This is a genomic window from Dehalococcoidales bacterium (assembly GCA_030698765.1).
Lineage (GTDB): Bacteria > Chloroflexota > Dehalococcoidia > Dehalococcoidales > UBA2162 > JAUYMF01.
The window spans coordinates 1-19,359 of sequence record JAUYMF010000127.1; the positions used below are offsets into that span (position 1 = coordinate 1).

General features: G+C 52.2%; 22 protein-coding genes, 1 tRNA gene and 1 rRNA gene. 17 read left to right on the forward strand and 7 right to left on the reverse strand.

Going from position 1 to position 19,359, the window contains the following annotated elements:
• The 6 genes from Q8Q07_06265 to Q8Q07_06290 form a co-directional block, all read left to right on the forward strand.
• Nucleotides 1–525: type 1 glutamine amidotransferase domain-containing protein (locus Q8Q07_06265; protein MDP3879889.1), on the forward strand; the 525-nt coding region annotated here is incomplete at its 5' end.
• A 25-nt stretch (nucleotides 526–550) separates the two neighbouring features.
• Nucleotides 551–946, forward strand: a complete 396-nt coding sequence (locus tag Q8Q07_06270) for a class II SORL domain-containing protein (protein MDP3879890.1) — start codon at nucleotides 551–553, stop codon at nucleotides 944–946.
• 55 nt (nucleotides 947–1,001) lie between these two features.
• Nucleotides 1,002–1,589: a VOC family protein gene (locus tag Q8Q07_06275; protein ID MDP3879891.1), complete on the forward strand. Its 588-nt coding sequence runs from the start codon at nucleotides 1,002–1,004 to the stop codon at nucleotides 1,587–1,589.
• A 127-nt stretch (nucleotides 1,590–1,716) separates the two neighbouring features.
• Entirely contained in the window at nucleotides 1,717–2,268 is a 552-nt protein-coding gene (gene dps / locus Q8Q07_06280; GenBank protein ID MDP3879892.1) for a DNA protection during starvation protein, read from the forward strand.
• A gap of 76 nt (nucleotides 2,269–2,344) precedes the next feature.
• Entirely contained in the window at nucleotides 2,345–3,157 is an 813-nt protein-coding gene (locus Q8Q07_06285) for a ZIP family metal transporter (GenBank protein ID MDP3879893.1), read from the forward strand.
• A gap of 22 nt (nucleotides 3,158–3,179) precedes the next feature.
• Nucleotides 3,180–3,410, forward strand: a complete 231-nt coding sequence (locus Q8Q07_06290; GenBank protein ID MDP3879894.1) for a cytochrome b5 domain-containing protein — start codon at nucleotides 3,180–3,182, stop codon at nucleotides 3,408–3,410.
• A gap of 95 nt (nucleotides 3,411–3,505) precedes the next feature.
• On the opposite strand, the gene Q8Q07_06295 is transcribed toward Q8Q07_06290, so the two are convergent.
• Entirely contained in the window at nucleotides 3,506–3,907 is a 402-nt protein-coding gene (locus Q8Q07_06295) for a hypothetical protein (GenBank protein MDP3879895.1), read from the reverse strand.
• Nucleotides 3,907–4,671 carry a sulfite exporter TauE/SafE family protein gene (locus Q8Q07_06300; protein ID MDP3879896.1) on the reverse strand — a complete coding sequence of 255 codons (765 nt, stop codon included), beginning with the start codon at nucleotides 4,669–4,671 and terminating at the stop codon, nucleotides 3,907–3,909. Before Q8Q07_06300 ends, Q8Q07_06295 begins: the two co-directional genes overlap by 1 nt.
• A 137-nt stretch (nucleotides 4,672–4,808) precedes the next feature.
• Here Q8Q07_06300 and Q8Q07_06305 point away from each other — a divergent pair, with 137 nt between their 5' ends.
• The 7 genes from Q8Q07_06305 (at nucleotide 4,809) to Q8Q07_06335 (ending at nucleotide 11,568) form a co-directional block, all read left to right on the forward strand.
• Nucleotides 4,809–6,578: a cache domain-containing protein gene (locus tag Q8Q07_06305; GenBank protein MDP3879897.1), complete on the forward strand. Its 1,770-nt coding sequence runs from the start codon at nucleotides 4,809–4,811 to the stop codon at nucleotides 6,576–6,578.
• A gap of 9 nt (nucleotides 6,579–6,587) precedes the next feature.
• On the forward strand, nucleotides 6,588–7,247 hold the full coding sequence (locus tag Q8Q07_06310) for a response regulator transcription factor (protein MDP3879898.1): 660 nt from the start codon (nucleotides 6,588–6,590) through the stop codon (nucleotides 7,245–7,247).
• A gap of 160 nt (nucleotides 7,248–7,407) precedes the next feature.
• Nucleotides 7,408–7,833 carry a hypothetical protein gene (locus tag Q8Q07_06315; GenBank protein ID MDP3879899.1) on the forward strand — a complete coding sequence of 142 codons (426 nt, stop codon included), beginning with the start codon at nucleotides 7,408–7,410 and terminating at the stop codon, nucleotides 7,831–7,833.
• Between the two features lie 144 nt (nucleotides 7,834–7,977).
• The gene (locus Q8Q07_06320) at nucleotides 7,978–9,201 is read left to right on the forward strand and encodes a cytochrome c3 family protein (protein ID MDP3879900.1); all 1,224 of its coding nucleotides are present in this window, start codon (nucleotides 7,978–7,980) and stop codon (nucleotides 9,199–9,201) included.
• Nucleotides 9,202–9,214: 13 nt separating this feature from the next.
• Nucleotides 9,215–10,000 carry a cytochrome b/b6 domain-containing protein gene (locus tag Q8Q07_06325; protein MDP3879901.1) on the forward strand — a complete coding sequence of 262 codons (786 nt, stop codon included), beginning with the start codon at nucleotides 9,215–9,217 and terminating at the stop codon, nucleotides 9,998–10,000.
• 3 nt (nucleotides 10,001–10,003) lie between these two features.
• Nucleotides 10,004–10,999 (forward strand): M56 family metallopeptidase, encoded by a 996-nt coding sequence (locus Q8Q07_06330; GenBank protein MDP3879902.1) that lies wholly within the window; start codon nucleotides 10,004–10,006, stop codon nucleotides 10,997–10,999.
• 29 nt (nucleotides 11,000–11,028) lie between these two features.
• The gene (locus Q8Q07_06335) at nucleotides 11,029–11,568 is read left to right on the forward strand and encodes a hypothetical protein (GenBank protein MDP3879903.1); all 540 of its coding nucleotides are present in this window, start codon (nucleotides 11,029–11,031) and stop codon (nucleotides 11,566–11,568) included.
• A 295-nt stretch (nucleotides 11,569–11,863) separates the two neighbouring features.
• Here Q8Q07_06335 and Q8Q07_06340 read toward each other — a convergent pair whose 3' ends face one another.
• Nucleotides 11,864–12,442, reverse strand: coding sequence for a C-GCAxxG-C-C family protein (locus Q8Q07_06340; GenBank protein MDP3879904.1), 579 nt, complete (start codon nucleotides 12,440–12,442; stop codon nucleotides 11,864–11,866).
• An 86-nt stretch (nucleotides 12,443–12,528) separates the two neighbouring features.
• Between Q8Q07_06340 and Q8Q07_06345 the strand changes: the two genes are divergently transcribed.
• The 3 genes from Q8Q07_06345 (at nucleotide 12,529) to Q8Q07_06355 (ending at nucleotide 16,035) form a co-directional block, all read left to right on the forward strand.
• Nucleotides 12,529–12,867, forward strand: a complete 339-nt coding sequence (locus Q8Q07_06345; protein MDP3879905.1) for a metal-sensitive transcriptional regulator — start codon at nucleotides 12,529–12,531, stop codon at nucleotides 12,865–12,867.
• A gap of 675 nt (nucleotides 12,868–13,542) precedes the next feature.
• On the forward strand, nucleotides 13,543–14,328 hold the full coding sequence (locus Q8Q07_06350) for a hypothetical protein (protein MDP3879906.1): 786 nt from the start codon (nucleotides 13,543–13,545) through the stop codon (nucleotides 14,326–14,328).
• A gap of 9 nt (nucleotides 14,329–14,337) precedes the next feature.
• On the forward strand, nucleotides 14,338–16,035 hold the full coding sequence (locus Q8Q07_06355) for a long-chain fatty acid--CoA ligase (protein MDP3879907.1): 1,698 nt from the start codon (nucleotides 14,338–14,340) through the stop codon (nucleotides 16,033–16,035).
• A gap of 399 nt (nucleotides 16,036–16,434) precedes the next feature.
• Here Q8Q07_06355 and Q8Q07_06360 read toward each other — a convergent pair whose 3' ends face one another.
• Together Q8Q07_06360 and Q8Q07_06365 are read right to left on the reverse strand one after the other, a co-directional pair.
• Nucleotides 16,435–16,953, reverse strand: a complete 519-nt coding sequence (locus Q8Q07_06360) for a hemerythrin domain-containing protein (protein MDP3879908.1) — start codon at nucleotides 16,951–16,953, stop codon at nucleotides 16,435–16,437.
• Nucleotides 16,954–17,082: 129 nt separating this feature from the next.
• A tRNA-Ile gene (locus Q8Q07_06365) sits at nucleotides 17,083–17,159 on the reverse strand.
• A gap of 235 nt (nucleotides 17,160–17,394) precedes the next feature.
• On the opposite strand from Q8Q07_06365, the gene Q8Q07_06370 reads away from it, so the two are divergent.
• On the forward strand, nucleotides 17,395–18,210 hold the full coding sequence (locus Q8Q07_06370) for a DUF1445 domain-containing protein (GenBank protein ID MDP3879909.1): 816 nt from the start codon (nucleotides 17,395–17,397) through the stop codon (nucleotides 18,208–18,210).
• A 279-nt stretch (nucleotides 18,211–18,489) separates the two neighbouring features.
• On the opposite strand, the gene Q8Q07_06375 is transcribed toward Q8Q07_06370, so the two are convergent.
• Both Q8Q07_06375 and Q8Q07_06380 read right to left on the reverse strand, forming a co-directional pair.
• On the reverse strand, nucleotides 18,490–18,963 hold the full coding sequence (locus tag Q8Q07_06375; GenBank protein MDP3879910.1) for a GNAT family N-acetyltransferase: 474 nt from the start codon (nucleotides 18,961–18,963) through the stop codon (nucleotides 18,490–18,492).
• Nucleotides 18,964–19,090: 127 nt separating this feature from the next.
• Nucleotides 19,091–19,359: ribosomal RNA gene (locus tag Q8Q07_06380) — 16S ribosomal RNA — on the reverse strand; the annotation flags it as partial.

Here is a 19,359-nt window from a genome sequence, read left to right on the forward strand (position 1 = left end):
AATGGAAAACGCGTTGCGATTCTAGCCGAAGATGATTTTGAGGACTCCGAGCTTTTGGAGCCAATGAAAGCGATGCAAGACGCTGACGCCAGGGTGGTGGTTGTGGGTAGCGGGTCAAAACCAAAGTACAGAGGGAAAAGAGGCGGAGAGGTAATGGCGGACACAACTGCGGATAAAGTTAAGGCTGAAGACTTTGATGTCATTATCATTCCCGGGGGTTACGCCCCTGACAAGATGCGTCTCCATCCACCCATGATTGATATTGTCCGGCAGGCTTACCAGGCTGGTAAAGTTGTCGCCGCTATTTGTCACGGGCCCCAACTGCTCATATCAGCCGAAGTGGTCAGGGGAAAGCGCGTCACCTCCTGGCCGTCGGTGGCAATTGACCTCCAGAATGCCGGTGCCCAGTGGATTGACGAGCCGGTGGTCATTGATGGCAACCTGATTACCTCCCGCAAACCGGCTGACATTCCCCGCTTCAATAAAGCGATCATTGAATCTGTAACGGTAAAGCAAGGCCAGTAAAATAGCAAGGAGAAAGGAGCCAGTGATGAAACAATTTGGAGAACTATTCCAGACCGCCGATTGGAAAACAGAAAAGCATATTCCCGTAATCGAGTGCCCGGACCGGGTCAAGGCCGGTGAACTATTCCCGGTAAAAGTTACCCTGGGCAAGGAAATCGCCCACCCCAACACCACCGAGCATCATATCCGCTGGATTTCGGTATATTTCCATCCGGAGGGAGAAAAGTTCACCTATCAGATCGGGAACTTTGAATTCTCGGCCCACGGCGAATCTACGGAAGGCCCCGATAAAAGCTCGATCTACACTCACCATGAGGTGAGCCTGTCCATCAAGACGGGTAAAGCCGGCGTCATCTATGCCTCAGCCCTTTGCAACATTCACGGACTCTGGCAGTCGGCCAAAGAGGTAACCCTGGGGTAGTCTCAAAGGTCATCATCCCACCCAGAGAGCTTTATGAAGCCCGGAGAGAACAAGAATGGCGCAGTTTAACGGGGTAAACCACCTGGCGATGGCTACCGGAGACATGGATGAGACCATCCGTTTCTGGAGGGACCTCCTTGGGATGCGGCTTGTTGCCGGACTGGGGCAGCCGGGATACCGGCATTACTTCTTTGAAATTTCCGGGACTGACCTCATCGCCTTTTTTGAATGGCCGGGGGTTGAGCCGGTGCCAAACAAGGAACACGGCCGCCCGGTAAAAGGGCCGTTTATTTTTGACCATGTGTCCTTCGGTGTTGCCAGCGAAGATGACCTCTGGGAGCTTAAAGACAGGCTTGAAGCCGCCGGCTTCCCGGTATCCGATGTCATTGACCACGGGTTCATTCACTCTATCTATGCCCATGACCCCAATGGTATCCCCATCGAGTTTTCCCATAATGTGCCCGGAATTGATATCCGCAAAAGTCCCCAGATGAGAGACAAAGCGCCATCTCCGGTAACACTGGCCGGCGCCGAACCTCAGGAAAGGGTATGGCCCGGAGTAACGCAGTCTACGCCTTCAGAGAAGCGGGTAGTCTATCCCGGTGCCGGGAGTGAACTGTTCCACGGCAAGACTGTCCCCTAACGGGGGAGATACCAGTATCCAGGTTGCGCGCGCCAGAGATAACATCGCAACCGATGACCGGAGAAGATCACGGGTGAAGGCTCCTCAGTGACGCTTATCATAAAAATCGAAGGGAAGGAGTAAACAGATGGCGAAAGTAGCTATAGAAATGGTAGAAAGGGCTGGAATCAATGTAAAAGAACTGCTCCAATTACTGGTCAACAATGCCGCGGCCGAGTTAACAACTTATTATTACTATACCATTCTCAGGGCGAACCTTATTGGACTGGATGGTGAGACGATCAAGGAAATTGCGGAGACCGCCAGGATCGAAGACCGTAACCACTTTGAGGCGCTTGTTCCCCGGATATACGAGCTGGGTGGTAAATTACCGGAGAGCATGGTCGATTTTCATGACTGCTCGGCTTGCCCACCCGCCGCCCTGCCTGAGAACCCCAGGGACATAACCGCAATGCTCACGGTACTGGTAGAAGCGGAAAGATGCGCGGTCAGGGGGTATACGAACATCTGCAATATTACCGCCGGTAAAGACCATCGCACCTATGACCTGGCGCTATCTATCCTCAATGAGGAGATACAGCACGAGTCCTGGTTTTCCGAGTTCCTGGGTGAAGGCCCTTCCGGGCACTTCCTGAGACGCGGTGAGACTTCTCCCTTTGTTTCCAAGTTTCTGAGGTAGCCGCGGGGTGAAGAATTGCAGGAGGAGGTCAAATAATCGCCGACCCCCTTCGTGATTCCGGCAATAGTAAGAAACGTTGATTGATTTCTTTCAGAGCCTGCATCCGGTGTTACAGGCGCTCCTGGCGACGTGTTTTACCTGGGGATTGACCGCCGCCGGAGCCGCCGCGGTGTTTACAGCCAAAGAAGTGAGCCGCAGAGTCCTGGACGCCATGCTCGGCTTTGCGGCCGGTGTCATGATTGCCGCCAGCTTCTGGTCATTACTGGCGCCCGCTATCGAGATGTCCGAGGGCAAAGATATACCTTCGTGGATGCCGGCCGTGATCGGTTTCCTGATGGGTGGGGTATTCCTGAGAGGAATTGACCGGGTACTCCCCCATCTGCATCTTGGCTTCCCGGTGGAAGAGGCGGAAGGTATCAAAACCGGCTGGCACCGCAGCACTCTGCTTGTCATTGCCATAACGCTGCATAATATTCCCGAAGGCCTGGCGGTAGGCGTCGCTTTCGGCGCTCTTGCCGCCGGTCTGCCCGCCGCTTCCCTGGGAGCAGCAATAGCTCTTGCCATCGGCATCGGCATTCAGAACTTTCCGGAGGGGCTGGCGGTCTCCATGCCCCTGCGCAGGGAAGGACTGTCTCGCCGGAAGAGCTTCTGGTACGGTCAGCTATCAGGCACCGTTGAGCCGTTTGCCGGAGTCATTGGCGCTACCGCCGTTATTATCGCTCAACCTATTCTCCCCTACGCCCTGGCTTTTGCTGCCGGAGCCATGATTTTTGTCGTTATCGAAGAACTGATACCTGAAGCCCAGCGTGGCGGCAATACCGATCTGGCGACGATGGGTGGCATGCTTGGTTTCGCTGTTATGATGCTGCTCGATGTCGCTTTCGGCTGAACCCGTATAGCCTGGAGACACGATGAGAACATTCACCAGGGAAGAACTTAAAAAGTACGATGGCAGCAGCGGCATAATCTATACTGCCTACCACGGCAAGGTTTACGATGTATCTTCCAGCTATCACTGGAGAAAGGGCACTCACCAGGTGATGCACCGTGCCGGTTCTGACCTGACCGAGGCACTGGAACAAGCCCCGCACGATGCCGGACTTCTGGAGAAATTTCCCGTAGTGGGTGAGCTGGTCAGGTAAGCGGTAGTTAATGTAAACGGTTACCTGTAGCGGGCCACCCGGAACTGTCCCCGAAATTTTTAAAGAAGAAGGGGCTGATTCCGTCACTTTCCAGACTAAAAGCCAGTCTTCATCCCGCGCATCCAGTCGTTCATTTCATTGTCGTTCAACGCACCCTCTGTGGCCCTTTTGGCGTATGACCTGGATTGTCCCAGTTCCTCTTTCGTTCCAATATTTTCCAGAAAATAATCGAACAGCGGATTCAATAATCCATGAAGTCGGCGGAAAGTTGCCGACTTTTCTTTTAAAGCCAGCTTGTAAAACCGGATGCAGTTGAAACAGGCAGGGGTGCGTACCAGGTACTCCGCGGTATCAACATGATGAATACGTGACAGGCAACGCATACCCAGCTTCAGTGGCTCGCGCAGCAGGCGGAACCAGGGAGCGCGCCGGTAAGCAATGGTGACCAGCTTTAATGTACAGGTCCCGCAGACAGCGTTCTTACGCAGGTTATTCATCACAACAACCCCGTTGCCAGTCCCGTGCCAACAATCAAGAGCATAATGCCAACAACGTATTGCACAGCCTTCAAAGTTACCTTCTTTACCAGCCGCGAGCCGACGAATGACCCGATAAAGGCAAAGACTATACCGAGCAGCACCAGTCGCCATATATCACCGTCGATGGTTGCAAAGTTAGCCGTGTAGAAAGTAGCCCCATATACGCCAAGGCGTACCAGGTCAACCAGAAAAGAGGAGACGCCATTGGTGCCGACGAACGCCTTTGTACCCAGACCGCTCTTTATCAGGAAGGCTGAGCGGAAGGCCCCCTGATTGCCGGACAGTCCCCCGAAAAAGCCTGATAATACCCCGCCCAGCGGCAGGTACTTCCGGTCAAACGCCATGCCTTGCAACTTCGGTATCAGGTCGAACAGAGCAAAGACAATAATCAACGCACCAATAACCAGCTTGACCAGTGTTATGTCAAATATCCTTTTCCCGATTTGATAGGAAGTAAAAGCCGGCATGAAAGATAATCTGCCCAGCAGCCAGGCGCCAAGGATAGCCGCCAGAGCCGCCGTAAGAGCAAAGCGAAGGAACACCCCCCAGTCCGCGTTCCGCCCTACCAGGATCACCTTAAAGATATTATTAGCCAGGTGAACCACGGCGGTGGCGGCTATCGCCACCGGTATCGGGAAGAAGAGAGCAAAGGCCGGCATGAGCACTGTCCCCAGACCAAAACCGGAAAAAAGCGTTAGAGAAGAAACAAATAGCGCCGTCAAGCGGTCTTTGTCAATATGCCGTTACTCGCTTTCTATGTGCCTTTGATTCCTGATATCCTTCGCCGTTTTCAGTCGTCCGTCCCAATATATGGTAAAATACTATAGCGCGGAATTAAACTGACAATGGCAGGTATCAATTGTACGCTGTCCTGAAGTCTAACATCGGCCGGAGAATACTACTCCTGGTAACGGTGATTATGATTCCGGTGCTGGCAGTCCTGGCAATATCCGGATGGATAGCCGCGCAGCAGAGCCTGGAGCGCGTATCCCGCGAGAACCAGGCTCTATCACAGGCAGTTGCCAGCCATCTGGGTTATGTTCTCCGCCAGAACCTTGAGCGTCTGGAAAATGTTCAATTTGCTCCGGGGTTAGATATTCAGGACGGAGACCCGGAGCCGGAGCGAAGAGCTCTCCACAGTGCCTATCTCGACTCTATCTTTGATATTGTATTTATCACTGACCTGAACGGGAAGATAGTGTGGGCGGAGCCGTTCCGGCAGGGCTTTGTCGATGCTCCCGTCGGCGATTATCCACCGGTATTACAGGCGATTAACACCAAGAGGTCTTTGGTCTCAGACGTCTTCACAAACACCCTTGATGGCAACAGAGTCATCTTCGTCATCGCTCCTTTGCGCAACCGTGAAGGCCAGGTCGCTGGTCTGGTCGGTGGACAGATTGACCCCGCCAGGAATACGCTACGCCAATTTATCCTGCCGGTCAAACTCGGGGAGACCGGATACATTGACATTATTGATAGCCGGAGGGTGGTACTGACCAGCAGCGACCCCCGGCGTATGTTCACCGCCTGGGAGAACGACAGTAACCCTGAAATGTTGACGGAACTGGCGCGCCTGCCTGATTCCCCGTGGTCTGTGGCGGTAAGTCAATCAAAAGAGGAAGCCATGGCCCCGGCACGTACACTGGAGTCTACGTTCATGATTGCGGGAGTATTAGCCGTGATCGTTGTTTCCTTCCTGAGCTGGGGAATGGCCCGCAGCCTCATCAGGCCGATCGGCCAGCTCAAAACAGTAGCCCAGGATATCTCCCGCGGTAATCTTTTGCGGCCGGTACCGGACCTGGGCAGTGACGAAATTGGCGAACTCGGCCGGAGTTTTGACGTAATGCGGATAGAGCTGAAAAAATCATTAGAGGAAATCCAGGAATGGAACCGCCAGCTTGAGGCAAAGATAGAGGAAAGAACCCGCCAGTTACAGGACTCTTACCGTGAGATAGAGCGTAAGGAAGCCTCCCGCGGACAGCTACTGCAAAAGGTACTGATGGTTCAGGAGGAGGAACGCCGCAGGGTTGCCCGGGAGCTTCACGACGAGACTACCCAGTCAATACTGGGCCTGGTGATGAGACTGGAGGCAGCCACTGCCATCCCCGACGGAGATGCAAACAAGATAAAAGGCATGCTCGCTGACATCAGAAGTCTGGCGGTAAGCACTCTGGATAACGTGCACAAGGTTATCTTTGACCTGCGCCCATCGGTGCTGGATGACCTGGGGCTGCTGTCAGCGTTACGCTGGTACGCGCAGAACCGCCTCGAGGAGTTGAATATCAAGGCGCGGGTTGAGGTAACCGGCGAAGAAAAAGAACTACCGCCACAGATTGAGATAGCACTGTTCCGCGTTGGGCAGGAAGCCATTACCAACATCGCCAAACATGCCCAGGCCAATAACGTGTTGATTAACGTGGAGTTCAAGGATTTGATAATTGCCGTCGAGATAGAGGATGATGGCCGCGGCTTTGATATGAAGATATTAAAGCAGTATGCGGATGAAAACCAGGGGGTGGGACTGCTGGGTATGCGGGAGCGTATCGAGTTGCTCGGAGGGCAATTCTGCATTGAATCGCAACCGGGCAAGGGGACTCGCATCACCGTCGAAGTTCCCCTGAAGCAATGAGGTGACAAAATGACCAAAATTAGAGTTCTTATTGCTGATGACCACGCTATCGTCAGGGAAGGGATACGCATGATACTGGCCACTCATGATGATATTGAGGTGGTCGGCGAAGCCGCCGATGGTAGAGAAACAATCATCCAGGTCGGTAAACTGGCACCGGATGTAGTCCTGATGGATATCGCCATGCCGGGCCTGGGTGGGCTGGAAGCCACCCTGGAGATTATAAAGACAAACCCCCTCAGCAGGGTGCTGGTACTGACTCAATACGATGACAGCGAGTATATCTACCGTTTCCTCAAGGCGGGCGCGGCCGGTTACGTGCTCAAGAAAGCGGTAGGTAGCGAGTTGGTAGCGGCGATAAGGGCTGTTTCGCAGGGAAAATCCTTCGTCGACCCCGCAATCGCGGATAGGGTAATCAAGGGTTACCTGGAACACCCTGAAACCGCCGCCGGGGAAGCCCCCTACGACCGCCTCAGTGACCGCGAGAAGACCGTTTTCAAGCTGATTGCTGAGGGCTACACCAGCCGCCAGATTGCCGATACTCTCTCTTTAAGCATCAAAACGGTGATGACACACCGCGCCAACATCATGGAGAAGCTCGATTTCCATAACCGCGCCGAGCTGATTAAGTATGCCATCCGCCAGGGAGTGATCTCTTCCGACGATTAGTCCCGTTCCTGCTGTCTTTCCACTATTTTTTGTCCTCAAATACCTTCTTTTTCCGGCCCTCTACACTGTTCAATCGGACAAACTAGGGCACAGTACCGATACCCGGATTCTATACTCTCCTCTACAATATAATTGAGACTGAAAAGAGAGGAGGAACAAAATGAAGAAGTATCGAGGAACAGAAAAGGGACCACGGGGTGTTTACCTCAACCTGGCTAACGGTGAATTCGTCCAGCTTCACGAAAAGGCTCGACTCCTTCCAGGCACCAAAGAAGTCAACTACATCAGAGTGCCACCGGTACTGGCAATGATAGCCGGCCCCTTCATTGGTCTGGCATTCATCATCTTCCTTCCCCTGGTTGGCATTGCCGGGTTCGTCAGCTTTGTCGGCTACCGGCTCTGGCGAGCGATTGTAACAGTAGAACGCCGGACAGTGCAACTGGGCGCCGCAGGCTGGAATCCGGAACGGGCCTACTTCATCCGGCATGGCACCACCCCGGATGAGAATCCGGAGGTCAAAAGCGAAGAGGAACTGGAAAAACTGGAGGAGGAAATAACCATACGGAGGCAAAGCGGTGAGCAGTAAAGCTCCCCGCAGACCGGAAGAATCATCGAAATGAGGCAGTCCGCTTTACCAGCGCCGGTTCTTGTGATAGAATAAGGGATGGAGCATTAAGTTTACTTGCCGGATATATAGTGGGACGGCCTCATTGTTAAGAGGAGGTCTACCTTGGCAAGGTTCGGGAAGCCACTAATAATTGTCCTGTCGGGCATTATCCTGATGGGGATAGTATATGCCCGGTTAGCCGAAGCCAGTAACGGAGCTCCACCCATCCCACACAGTGTTACCGGACAAGAAGAATGCCTGGGCTGTCATGACTCTCGGGGACTGAACCCGGTACCGCAGAACCACAGTAGCTATAACGAGGGTTCCTGTCTGGTCTGTCATTCGATTTCCGGTATGGCCGGAGAAGAACCTCTATCTGACGAGTCCTGCCAGCAGTGCCATAGCCAGCCTGATCTCAGCATGACATTCTCCGGCGGAGAAATGCTGCCGCTCTATATTGACCCTCAGCGATATGCCAGCTCGGTTCATGGGGATAAACTCCTTTGTAGTGATTGCCATAGCGCTATCTCGGACTATCCCCACCCCACGCGAGAGGTCGGTAGCCTCCGGGAATACAGCATCGCTCAGTATGACCTCTGCAAGAGATGCCACTTTGACAACTACACCAAGACCCTGGATAGTATCCATTATGAGATGCTGTCAGGCGGCGACTTAAGAGCCCCTCTTTGTACTGACTGTCATGGGGCACACGACGTGGCTCTTCCCTCTCAACCAAGAGCTAAAATCTCGCAGACCTGCTCCCAGTGCCACCAGGCTATATCACAGGAATATATCGGCAGTGTACACGGAAAAGCGTTACTTGAAGAAGATAACTTTGATGTCCCGGTCTGTACTGACTGTCACCAGTCCCATACCATTGAAGACCCCAGGACGGCGTCTTTCCGCATTGAGTCCGTGCACCTGTGCAGTAACTGCCACAGCAACGAGCAATTGATGGAGAAGTACGGGATATCGTCTAATGTAGTCAAAACCTATCTTAATGATTTCCATGGTCGCACGGTGGCGCTGGTGGAGAAGCAGGCCAGGGACATCTGGGTGGAAGAGGCAGTCTGCACTGACTGCCATGGCATCCATGACATTCAGGCTGTTAATAGCCCCGGTTCGCCGGTGATAAAAAGCAACCTGGTGACGACCTGTGGCAAGTGCCATGATGATGTCACCGCCAATTTCCCGGGGGCATGGTTATCCCACTACGAACCCAGTATCAGTAAGGCACCACTGATATTCTTCGTCAGGTGGTTCTACTGGATACTGATACCCTTCATACTGATTGGGCTGTCCGTTCATGTCCTGCTTGACCTGTGGCGCAGAATAACGAACCGGTAGCATTGGAGGACAGATGACTATTACCGGGGAAAAAATCAGTGAATCCAGCCAGGCTGAGGCTAAAGAGAAGTATTTTACCAGGTTCAGTGTCCGGCAGCGTATTGAGCACGCGGTACTGATGGTATCCTTCATCGTGCTGTCGGTAACCGGACTTGCCCAGCGTTATTACACGACAGGCTGGGGGGAATGGGTAATCCTGGGACTGGGAGGAATTGAATACACGCGGCTGATTCACCGTATTTTCGGCCTGGTGTTCACACTATCGATAATCTACCATTTTAGCTACGTAGCTTACCTATTCTTCGTCAAACACCGCCGGTTGACCATGGTTCCTACTATCCAGGACTTTCATGACGTCGTCGGAGCGCTGCGACACGGCTTTGGTTTTGCGGATAAGCCACCACTATTGGGCCGTTTTGACTACCGGCAGAAGTTTGAGTACTGGGGTCTTATCCTCGGGGGACTGGTGATAACGGTTACCGGCTTTATCCTGGCTTTTCCCGTGGCTGTGACCAGAGTCGTACCCGGCCAGGTAGTAGCCGCCGCCGTGGAGTTTCACGGGTATGAGGCCACGCTGGCGGTCCTGGTCATTATCATCTGGCACCTGTATGACGTAATCTTACGGCCGGGCGTCTTCCCGGCGGATATGACCATCTTCACCGGAAAAATCTCCAGAGAGCGAATGCTTGAAGAGCACCCGATGGAGTATGCGGAGTTGCAGACTATCCGGCCGGGCAGCGGAGCGGACAATCTCCCCTCCGGCGAGGGCACGGCAGACCCGGCTAACGAGTCGCAATAAAAAATGCTTTTCTTTGAGTCATTCTTAGGCCATTACCTGACCCAGGCTGTATCCTACTCGTTAATCACCGTAATAGTCGTTGAAACAGTAATGGCAATATGGCATATACACGAGCCATTACTCCGGATTAAGTTCCGGTTTCTGGCGCTGTTCCTGCCGGCGTTGTGTCCCCCACTCTACTACCTGCTTTACCCGGACAGGGTCAGTGAGTATTTCCGCGAGCAGGTAGCCTTGATTGACGTTAACCAGTGGCTGGCACTGGAACTGGGTGGGGGTATCACTATCTGGCATCTTTTCACCTTTATACTGCTGGCGACTGCCGCTATATTTCTTATTGAAGAGGCTTTCCCGCTGAGCACACACTATTTAACAAAGCGCCCGTCATTTCCCGCTATCAAGAGGGGGCAATACCCCAGGCTGGATAAGGCACTGGCCAATACAGGCAGGAATGAACCTGCCCTCACACCCGCCATACTACTGTCCCCGGAAAATACTCCCGTGGCTTACATCTCAAATCACGGGACACTGGTGCTTTCGGCGGCGATGATAGACCTGCTGGATGTTGATGAACTTCAGGCGGTTATCGCCCACGAAATCGCCCACCACAGCCGGACGGTTACCCGGATAAACCGGGTGTTGCTGGTCTTGCGCTTCTGGCTCTTTTATAACCCGGTGGGACTTCTTGTCTTTCACCGCATTATTAACGATAACGAAAAGCTCTGCGATGACATGGCTATCCGTTCTTCCGGAAAACGGCTATCGCTTACTTCCGGACTACTCAAGATATTCCGGCATTCGGCGGCGGTCAAATCTGCTGCCACGAAGCAACGTCTCTGGCCAGGAATCACCTCGCTGCAAAACACTGCCCGCCGGAACCTGACCAGGGAGAGAGTAGAGCGAGTTACGCAGACTAACGGGGTGAACAGTATTGATTACCAGAATCTACGAGTTGCGGTTACCGCGCTAATACTGGCGGTGCTGCTCTTTTTCATCGTGTAATTCATCAGGTCTGGCAGGGCACTTTGTCGATGATGCAATTTCTGAAAGCAGTTCCACGGATCATACTGACACCGGCACTGGTATCGGGTATGGTAGCATTAGTCCTGTTTTTTCTGGGGGCAGTACCGGACTACATTAATCCCCCTGAAGCCGGCTATCGAAAATACTCAAGCATGGAAGAAGCTGAAGCCGTGCTGGGATTCCGGGTAGCGGTACCCTCTTATTTCCCCGATTACCTTTCCTGGCCTCCCGCTGAAATCTACGGACAACGCAAACCGGTGCTCATGATGCAGTTGCTGTTCTTATCTCGCTACGGTAACTTTGAAACCATGATAATATCCCAGATAAAGTCTGATCTTGAAGACCTGCCTGTAGACCTGCCCTGGTTCGAGACCATCCGTCAAAAGACCCCGGTGTCAATAGGAGTCAGTAAAGGAGTCCTGATAACCGGAGTAAGGGCTGACGGCCAGTTGCTTAGCGGAGTCTACTGGAGGTCAGGAGATTATTACTATGTGGTAATCACCACTCGCTCCGAGCGTGAATTGCTCACCATCGCCAGGAGTATGTAACCGGGTCAGTTACCAGCCGTCTGACAAGGTACTGCAATGGGCGGGGTTTGGCAAACATTCAGAATGACCTGGTGGGTGCCGCTGGAAGATAAAAAGGATCACCACGCTTAAGTGGGCAGTCAGTTTGCTTCCTTAAACGATATTATTTATAGCTACGACTTCAGGTCTACAGCATACCTGGCCTGTAGCCAACAAGCTATCTGACATCCGTACAAGAGAAACGTCCCCCTGAATAGATTCTCCTTGCGCTGGACGAGGCGCCTTTGCTGACTATTCCTGTGAGAACTTAACGCCACTACCTCGGTGGTATCGCATGAGGCTCATGACAAATCGCGCAGCTCGTCGCCTTACTGGCATGTACGTTTTCTATCGGTCCTCCCTTGCCATGGCATGCCAGGCATCCGCTTACCTCCGCTGACAGTGCCGGCATAGCAATAACTGTACCTTCAGTCGTGGCATTAAGCAATTCGGCAGTATGCCTTACGACCGAAGCGGTTAGCCATGCGCACCTCTCTGCTCGCTCCGGTGACAACGCCTTAAAGCCGGTAGTCTCGCACCACGTCGTTACGGAGATATGACAGAGCGGCGACTGTGCAACAGAAGGTTCAATGTCAAATTTCGGACTCTCGGGATGGTAGTCAGGTAACCCCTCAGCGCCATACCAGGTAAAAAGCTCATCTATCATCCCGTCACCTGCCTTAGGGTCAGAGACCAGGTATATCGCTGCTGCCGCTCCATTCAACGCGCCGCAGAGCGTTCCCCAACCGGAGACACCAGCCTTCCCGTATTTCATCATTTCTGCGGGAAAGGCATCATAAGGAGCACCAACTTTATCCCGTAGCTCACCAATGATCCCCTCAAACGAGCCAAACATACAACCTCCCTGATAATACGCCGCGTAGCCGTTTGCGGTGGTTAGTGTTTGTCAAGAAGTATTACCGGACAAGGAAGGGAATATAAATGAACGAATTGCCAGTACCTAGAGAAAAAGTTGTAAGCCGTCTGAAACGAATATCCGGACAGATAAGAGGTTGCGCCCGCATGGTGGAGGAAGAGAGAGATTGTTCAGATATTCTTACTCAAATGGCGGCTGCTCGAGCAGCCCTGTCTGCAACCGCAGCCCTGGTCTTGACCAACTACACTCACCTTTGCCTGGAAAAGGAGAAACAAACCGGCGAAAACTCCTACGAGGCACTCACCCGGGTATTCGCTTTATGGGCTGCCGGACCATCGGACGCTCTGCCAGACCAACCTGTAAAGAGAAGAGGTAGAGAGGTTCAGCGGAAAATAGAAGCATAAGAAGAAACAGTACTACGCGTGCTACTTGATGGTTTAGAGAATCACAGAGCCTGAGCCGGGGCTTCAGTTTATTGCTATGTCCGCCAAGTCCCTTGCCAACTTTGCCATCGGGATCACTTCCGCCGACTTTTGTCTTAGACGTTATCCATTTGTTGTAGTATATTGCTATGATTGAAGATGCAGAGCATGAAATCAGCCAAAATGAAGCCTATCAAGGGCATGGAAGTGGACCTGCTGGACAAGATTTGCACTGATTCCGTGGCCAGGCAATATGTCGAAGAAATAACCGAAGCTGAGTTCCCGTAAAACGTGACCTGGCAAGCTACTCTAATCTGCTGGTGCGGTGTTTGCCGGTCCGGATGGAAGTTCTTTAACTCAGGCCTTATAATTATAGTATAAGGATAGTTGGAGGATTCTGACTTCATATACTTATGGTCGCGTCTTAAAACAAGAATTGCCGCAAATCTGTCAACCGTAATCACATCGATAGCGCTCATTGCGGGTATTCTTTTTATTCCCAACAGCGAGTACAGATGGATTGGTCATGCCATTATTGGACTGACAGCCTTCGGGCTAGCTGCTGTTACTGTGACTCTCGGCGCAACGCTCGCGGGAAGAATACGGCGACCTCCGAACCGTAATAGATTCCGTTTTCACCGGAAACATGGTATTACAATGGGGTTCCTTATCATAGCCGCTTTGAGTTACGGACTCTGGATGGTCATTTCGGATGACGTCCGTCCCCTGAACTCCATCCACGGACTAGGGGGTCTGCTGTTAGTGATGATGTCCGCAGTTCAGATTACTACCGGTCTTTCCTCCCGCAGACATCTGATGAAGTCTGTGCACCGCAGGGTCGGCTATGTCGTTGCAGCCCTTATCATCCTCCAGGTTGCGTTAGGCATCATTTCGTCTCCTTTATTCGCAAGCACAGGGCAATACCCGCGGTATACTGTGAGGTGGCTAACATTGCTCGATGAGACCTGGCGGCCTGATGGCGTCATCGGCCCCCGGGAATATTTTATCACCCGCGTTCTGGACGAAGGCAATTACGAGATATCATACCGTACCGATGGCGAGTATATAAATGTTGGCTTGAAGGTAAAGACCACCGGATGGATGGGTATCGGTATTTCCGCCGGTGAAGGAATGAGAAACGCCGAGATAATATTTGCCTACGTGACTGACGACGGGGAGGCAATAGTCGAGGACCACTTCGGCACCGGCAGAACTCATCATTCGCCGGATACCGAGCTTGGCGGAACAGACGATATTATCGAGTTCGGCGGTAGAGAAGAAGACGGGTACACGATAATCGAGTTCAAACGCCCGATTGCCCCTGAAGATGATTTTGATATTCCTTTGGTCGAGGATATACAAACCCTTGTCTGGGCTTACGGGATTAGTGATAGCCCGGAAATGCACATAGCCTGGGGATATTTCGACGTTAGACTCAGGTAGGCTAACGGTATGACAGTACGCCAAGAGGACGGGGATAATATGACACTACCGTGGTTAAATTCCTACGACAAAGGCGTACCGCCAGGCATCAACTACCCCGGGACGACGCTCCAGGCCTTGCTGGACGAAACCTCAGACAGATACCCTGACCATACCGCGATTATCTTTATGGGTAAAAAGATCACCTACCACGAGTTACGGAGACTGGTCAATCGATTCGCCGCTTCTCTCCGGCGGCTGGGTGTCTCGAAGGGGGATAAAGTAGTCCTCTTCCTGCCTAATTCGCCGCAGTTCGTTATCGCTTACTACGGTATTTTGAAGGCCGGTGCTGTGGTTGTGCCGGCTAATCCCCTGTACGTAGACAGAGAACTGCTCCATTTGCTGGAAGATTCCGGGGCCAGGACGGTGATAACCCTTGATTTGAAGGCTTTATTTGGCAAGGTGAACTCGGTTAAGCAGAGAGCCGGGCTGCAACACATCATCATCAGCGGCCTGCAGGAATTCCTGCCATTTCCCAAAAACATCCTTTTCCCAATAGTGAAACATAAAGAGATTGCGTCTCCCGCCGGGAACAGCATCATCCGGATGCGAGATTTGCTGACTGAGGAAACGCGGGTGGATGCCGTTGAGCCGGAGGTCAGACATGACGATGTGGCGGTGACACTTTATACGGGAGGCACTACCGGGGTGCCTAAAGGGGTCTGTCTGACCCACGATAACCTGATTGCCAACCTCCTTCAATGCCATCACTGGATGCCTGACGTCAGCCACGGCAACGAGGTCTTCCTCACCGTGTTACCCGTATTCCACGCCTTTTCAATGACCACTTCGATGAACTGGCCCGTGTATGTTGGGGGAACAATGATACTTCTGCCAAGGTTTGAGGCAGCCAGTTTACTTGAAGCCCTCAACAAGCACCGCCCCACGTTGCTCATGGGTGTACCGGCAGTATTCCACACTATCATCCACTACCCGGAACTCCACCGCTATGACCTGTCATCCTTGCGTTTTTGCTTCAGCGGGGCTGATACCTTGCCCGCTGCCGTCCAGCAGGAGTTCGAGCACCTTACCGGGTGCAAGCTGGTCGAAGGCTATGGCCTGACCGAAACTTCACCCGTAGTAACCTGCAACCCGGTTTACGGGAAAAGAAAGGGTATTGGTTTGCCTCTGCCGGACACGACCTGTCGAATAGTTGACATGGACAACGGGGCTCCGCTTCAATCCGGGCAAGATGGCGAACTGGTAGTCCGGGGACCGCAGGTAATGCGAGAGTACTGCCATAACCCGGAGGAAACCGCGAAAATATTAAAGGATGGGTGCCTCTATACAGGGGATATCGCGCGAATGGATGAAGACGGCTATTTCGAATTTATCGGGCGCAAGAAGGATATGATCAAGGTGCAAAGGACTGACTACATCACCGCCTATAAGGTCTACCCCGCGGATGTGGAAGAGATCCTGCTAAAGCACGATAAAGTGCTGGAAGCAGCCGTGATTGGTGTCCCCGATGCGGTACAGGGTGAACGCATTGCGGCCTACGTCATTTTGCGCCCAGGCGCAGACACTACAGCCGGAGAGCTGGTAAGTTTCTGCCGGCAATACCTGGCGGAGTACAAAGTCCCCTCGCAGATTGAATTCATCAATGTCCTGCCTAAAAACATGCTTGGCAAGGTGCTGCGAAATGAATTAAGGCAGCGAGCTTCATAAGTATTTGAGTTTGCTTCATCGCGTGGTTCACACCGAGCGAAGCGAACGTGCTCTTCCCAATGAGAGTGTCACTGGAAAAGGAGCCGCGAAGTCACGGAGATATGTCTTTCCGCCAGGACTCAGACTGATAACCTTGTCATCACTGTAAGTGACCAGAGAATTGGCATCCCGGATGAGCAGCAGCCCGTCCTTTTTCAGCCCTTTGAAAGACTGGAAAACGCGTCAAAGCCAGCCAAGGGACTGGGGCTGGGATTACTGGTCTGCAAGCGTTTGGTGGAAGCTCACGAGGGTATAATCTGGGTGGAGTCCGAGCCGGGCAAAGGTTCCCTTTTCTCCTTCACGTTGCCGCTATAACAAGGTTCAGCCAGGGAATCTTGCCGCGCCTTTGTCTAGCCAGATTTACCCTTCTTTGCGTGATCTGGATTGACTCGCTCTGTCCATCTCGACGAAAAGATTGACCACCCTGTCATTCTGTGCCGGATTCAGGTGCATATCCGCCATGCTAAACAATATGCTGTCTTCTTTGAAGATATGGCCCCTGAGAAATTCAATAAAATGAGACCCGTATTGCCTTATTGCTTGCCTCACTTCAGCACTATCTTCATCGCCAAGATAACTGCCAATGGCCTGCTGCATTGCCTCGTTGGTGTCCCTCAGCACTTCATGCTCGTCCAGCATCACTGCGAGCGGTCCGCTACCCCGGGGCATAAAGTTATCAAACTCGGGGAAAAGAGCCTTCTCTTCCTTATCGAAGTGTACCCAAAAATCAACCTCGAAAAACGAGGCAAGCTCTCTTAAGCTTGCTGAGATACTTTCTCTCTGCTCCAGATTTCCAATGGCACTTTCCAGCGCGGCCAGCTTCTCCAGCACAGCCTGATGTTCTTCCTTTAATAATTCGGTTGGCTTCTTTACGCTCATTTCTACCTCCCTGCAGGCGCTCAGGATTTAGAAATCCTCAGAGGCATACCTGAGATAGGACAATATTTGCATCCGTGTCAGCTTTCAAAATACCAGAGAGAACGTCTTCTCGAAAGTTTTACAACGGAATGGTGGGCCATTCTGGATTCGAACCAGAGACCCCAGTCTTATCAGGACTGTGCTCTAACCAACTGAGCTAATGGCCCTTGAAACGTGTCTAATTCTATGCTATAAGACGAGAAAAATCAAGTCTACACCTGAATTAAGCTTGATGCCTTGTCCTGTAACCTTCTTATCCGGTTCACGGGCGATACCTGATTATCAGCAGCAACCGGGGCCGTCACAGATGTTATTTTGTTTTACGATTGCGCGCCCATATTTGCATTACTTCGCGGAATGGGTTACCTTATGTAATGTATACGCAAGAAGGAGGTAGCCGATATGCTCCAATTTGATAGAACCCGGCTGGCAGCCATGCACCCTATAGATTTCCGGAATATGGTCAGGAAAGGAGAGTGGACAGCGTCAACCCAGGATGCCTGTGCCGGTTATGCCCAGGCAAACATGGTTATCATACCTAAGGATTTGGCTATTCAGTTCCTCATCTTCTGTCACCGTAATCCTCGCCCCTTCCCCTTGATAGACGTCACCGAGCCGGGAGACCCGGAACCAAAGCTGGTAGCGCCCGGGGCTGATTTACGGACTGACCTGCCCCGCTACCAGGTCTGGCAGAATGGAGAGTGTGTTGACGAACCCGCTGACATTACCCGGTACTGGCGGGATGACCTGGTGGGGTTTCTCATCGGCTGCAGCCTGTCCGTTGACCCGTTCTTGAAGACAGCCAACATTCAATACCGGTTCCAGGCAGGTTACCTGACCAATCTCCAGTGCCATCCGGTTGGCCCTTTCAAGGGACCAATGATATGTTCCTGCCGTATCTATCAGAACTCATTCGAGGCAATCAAGTCAATCCAGGTATCCGCCCGTTTCCCACTGGCGCACGGAACGCCCGTACACATTGGCGACCCGGCTCTCATCGGGGTGAATGACCTGACACAAGCCGCGGAACGCGCCACCGGGGCCGATACCAGTAAAGAGTCATTGAAACCCGGGGAAATCGCCACCTTTACCCCGGCCGGGGCCAGCGGCTCGTCAATTGCCCGGGAAAGCAAGATAGATTTTATGATTACGCACCAGCCCTTCTCGATGTTCATCACTGACGTGCTGCTTGAGGAGCAAGCCTTTGTGTCATTTTGAGGATAGAAGAAGATAGTTGGGTCTGTCTCCCCTAGCAAGGGGTATTTTAAAACCCATCCCCCTGAGAGGTTTTCTGAAAACGAAGAATTGTCATACTGAGCGAAGCGAAGTATCTGGGTTAGGGGAAACTATTCAGCATCTCTCCTCACCACTCCCCCAGATTCTTCGGTCGCCTTGCTCCCTAAGAATTACATTTTCGGACAGCCTCAATTAAAGGGGTGAGGCTATAGCTTCAAAGGAGAGAAGATTGAAGGGGTAAGCTGAACCCGCCCAAAGAGGCTAGACTAAAAAACTAGTAAAATCATGGCTGGCATCTGATGCTCCAGCCAGAATATCACCCTTGGACAAAAGTTCTGCCAGCTTTTGCCATAGTGCCCGGCTAGCTTGATTTTGCTTGTTATATCCTATTCTCCATTCGCCGGGATGTCTCTTAAAAATCTCCATAGCACATGTCATACCCAGACCGCAGCGACGGAACTCAGGTAATACATAAAACTTGGCCATTTCCCAATGCTCCCCATCTTGCCTTACCAGAGCGAAACCGGCGATTCTTCTGTCGTCATAAAGAAGATAAGGAGATCTTTCTTTCTCCAGCCAGTAAGCATTAAGGTAAGGGTAAAAGTATGTGCCGTTCCCGTCTTTATAATCCAGGTTTTCATCAGGGAAACGTGAGAGCTCGGTTAGATAAGGCTGAAGGAGGGATGAAATGATTTGTTTTTGTTCGAGGCTAGCTGGCTTTACGGAAAAAGACATTTAATTCCGTCCCCTCAAACAAAAAAAGACCTTAACAACTGGATAGCGAGAGGAAGGAGGAACACTGACTGATTAGGTCAATGACCGACCTAGGAGTGATGGGTTATTACACCCGTACTCTCCCTAGAAAGGAGGTGATCCAGCCGCAGCTTCCGCTACGGCTACCTTGTTACGACTTCGTCCCAATCACTGGCCTCACCTTCGGCGACTGCCTCCCTATAAATAGGGTTAGCCCATCGACTTCAGGTGTTGCCAACTTTCATGACGTGACGGGCGGTGTGTACAAGGCCCGAGAACGTATTCACCGCAGTATGCTGACCTGCGGTTACTAGCAACTCCACCTTCATGCAGGCGAATTTCAGCCTGCAATCTGAACTGAGGATGGTTTTACGGATT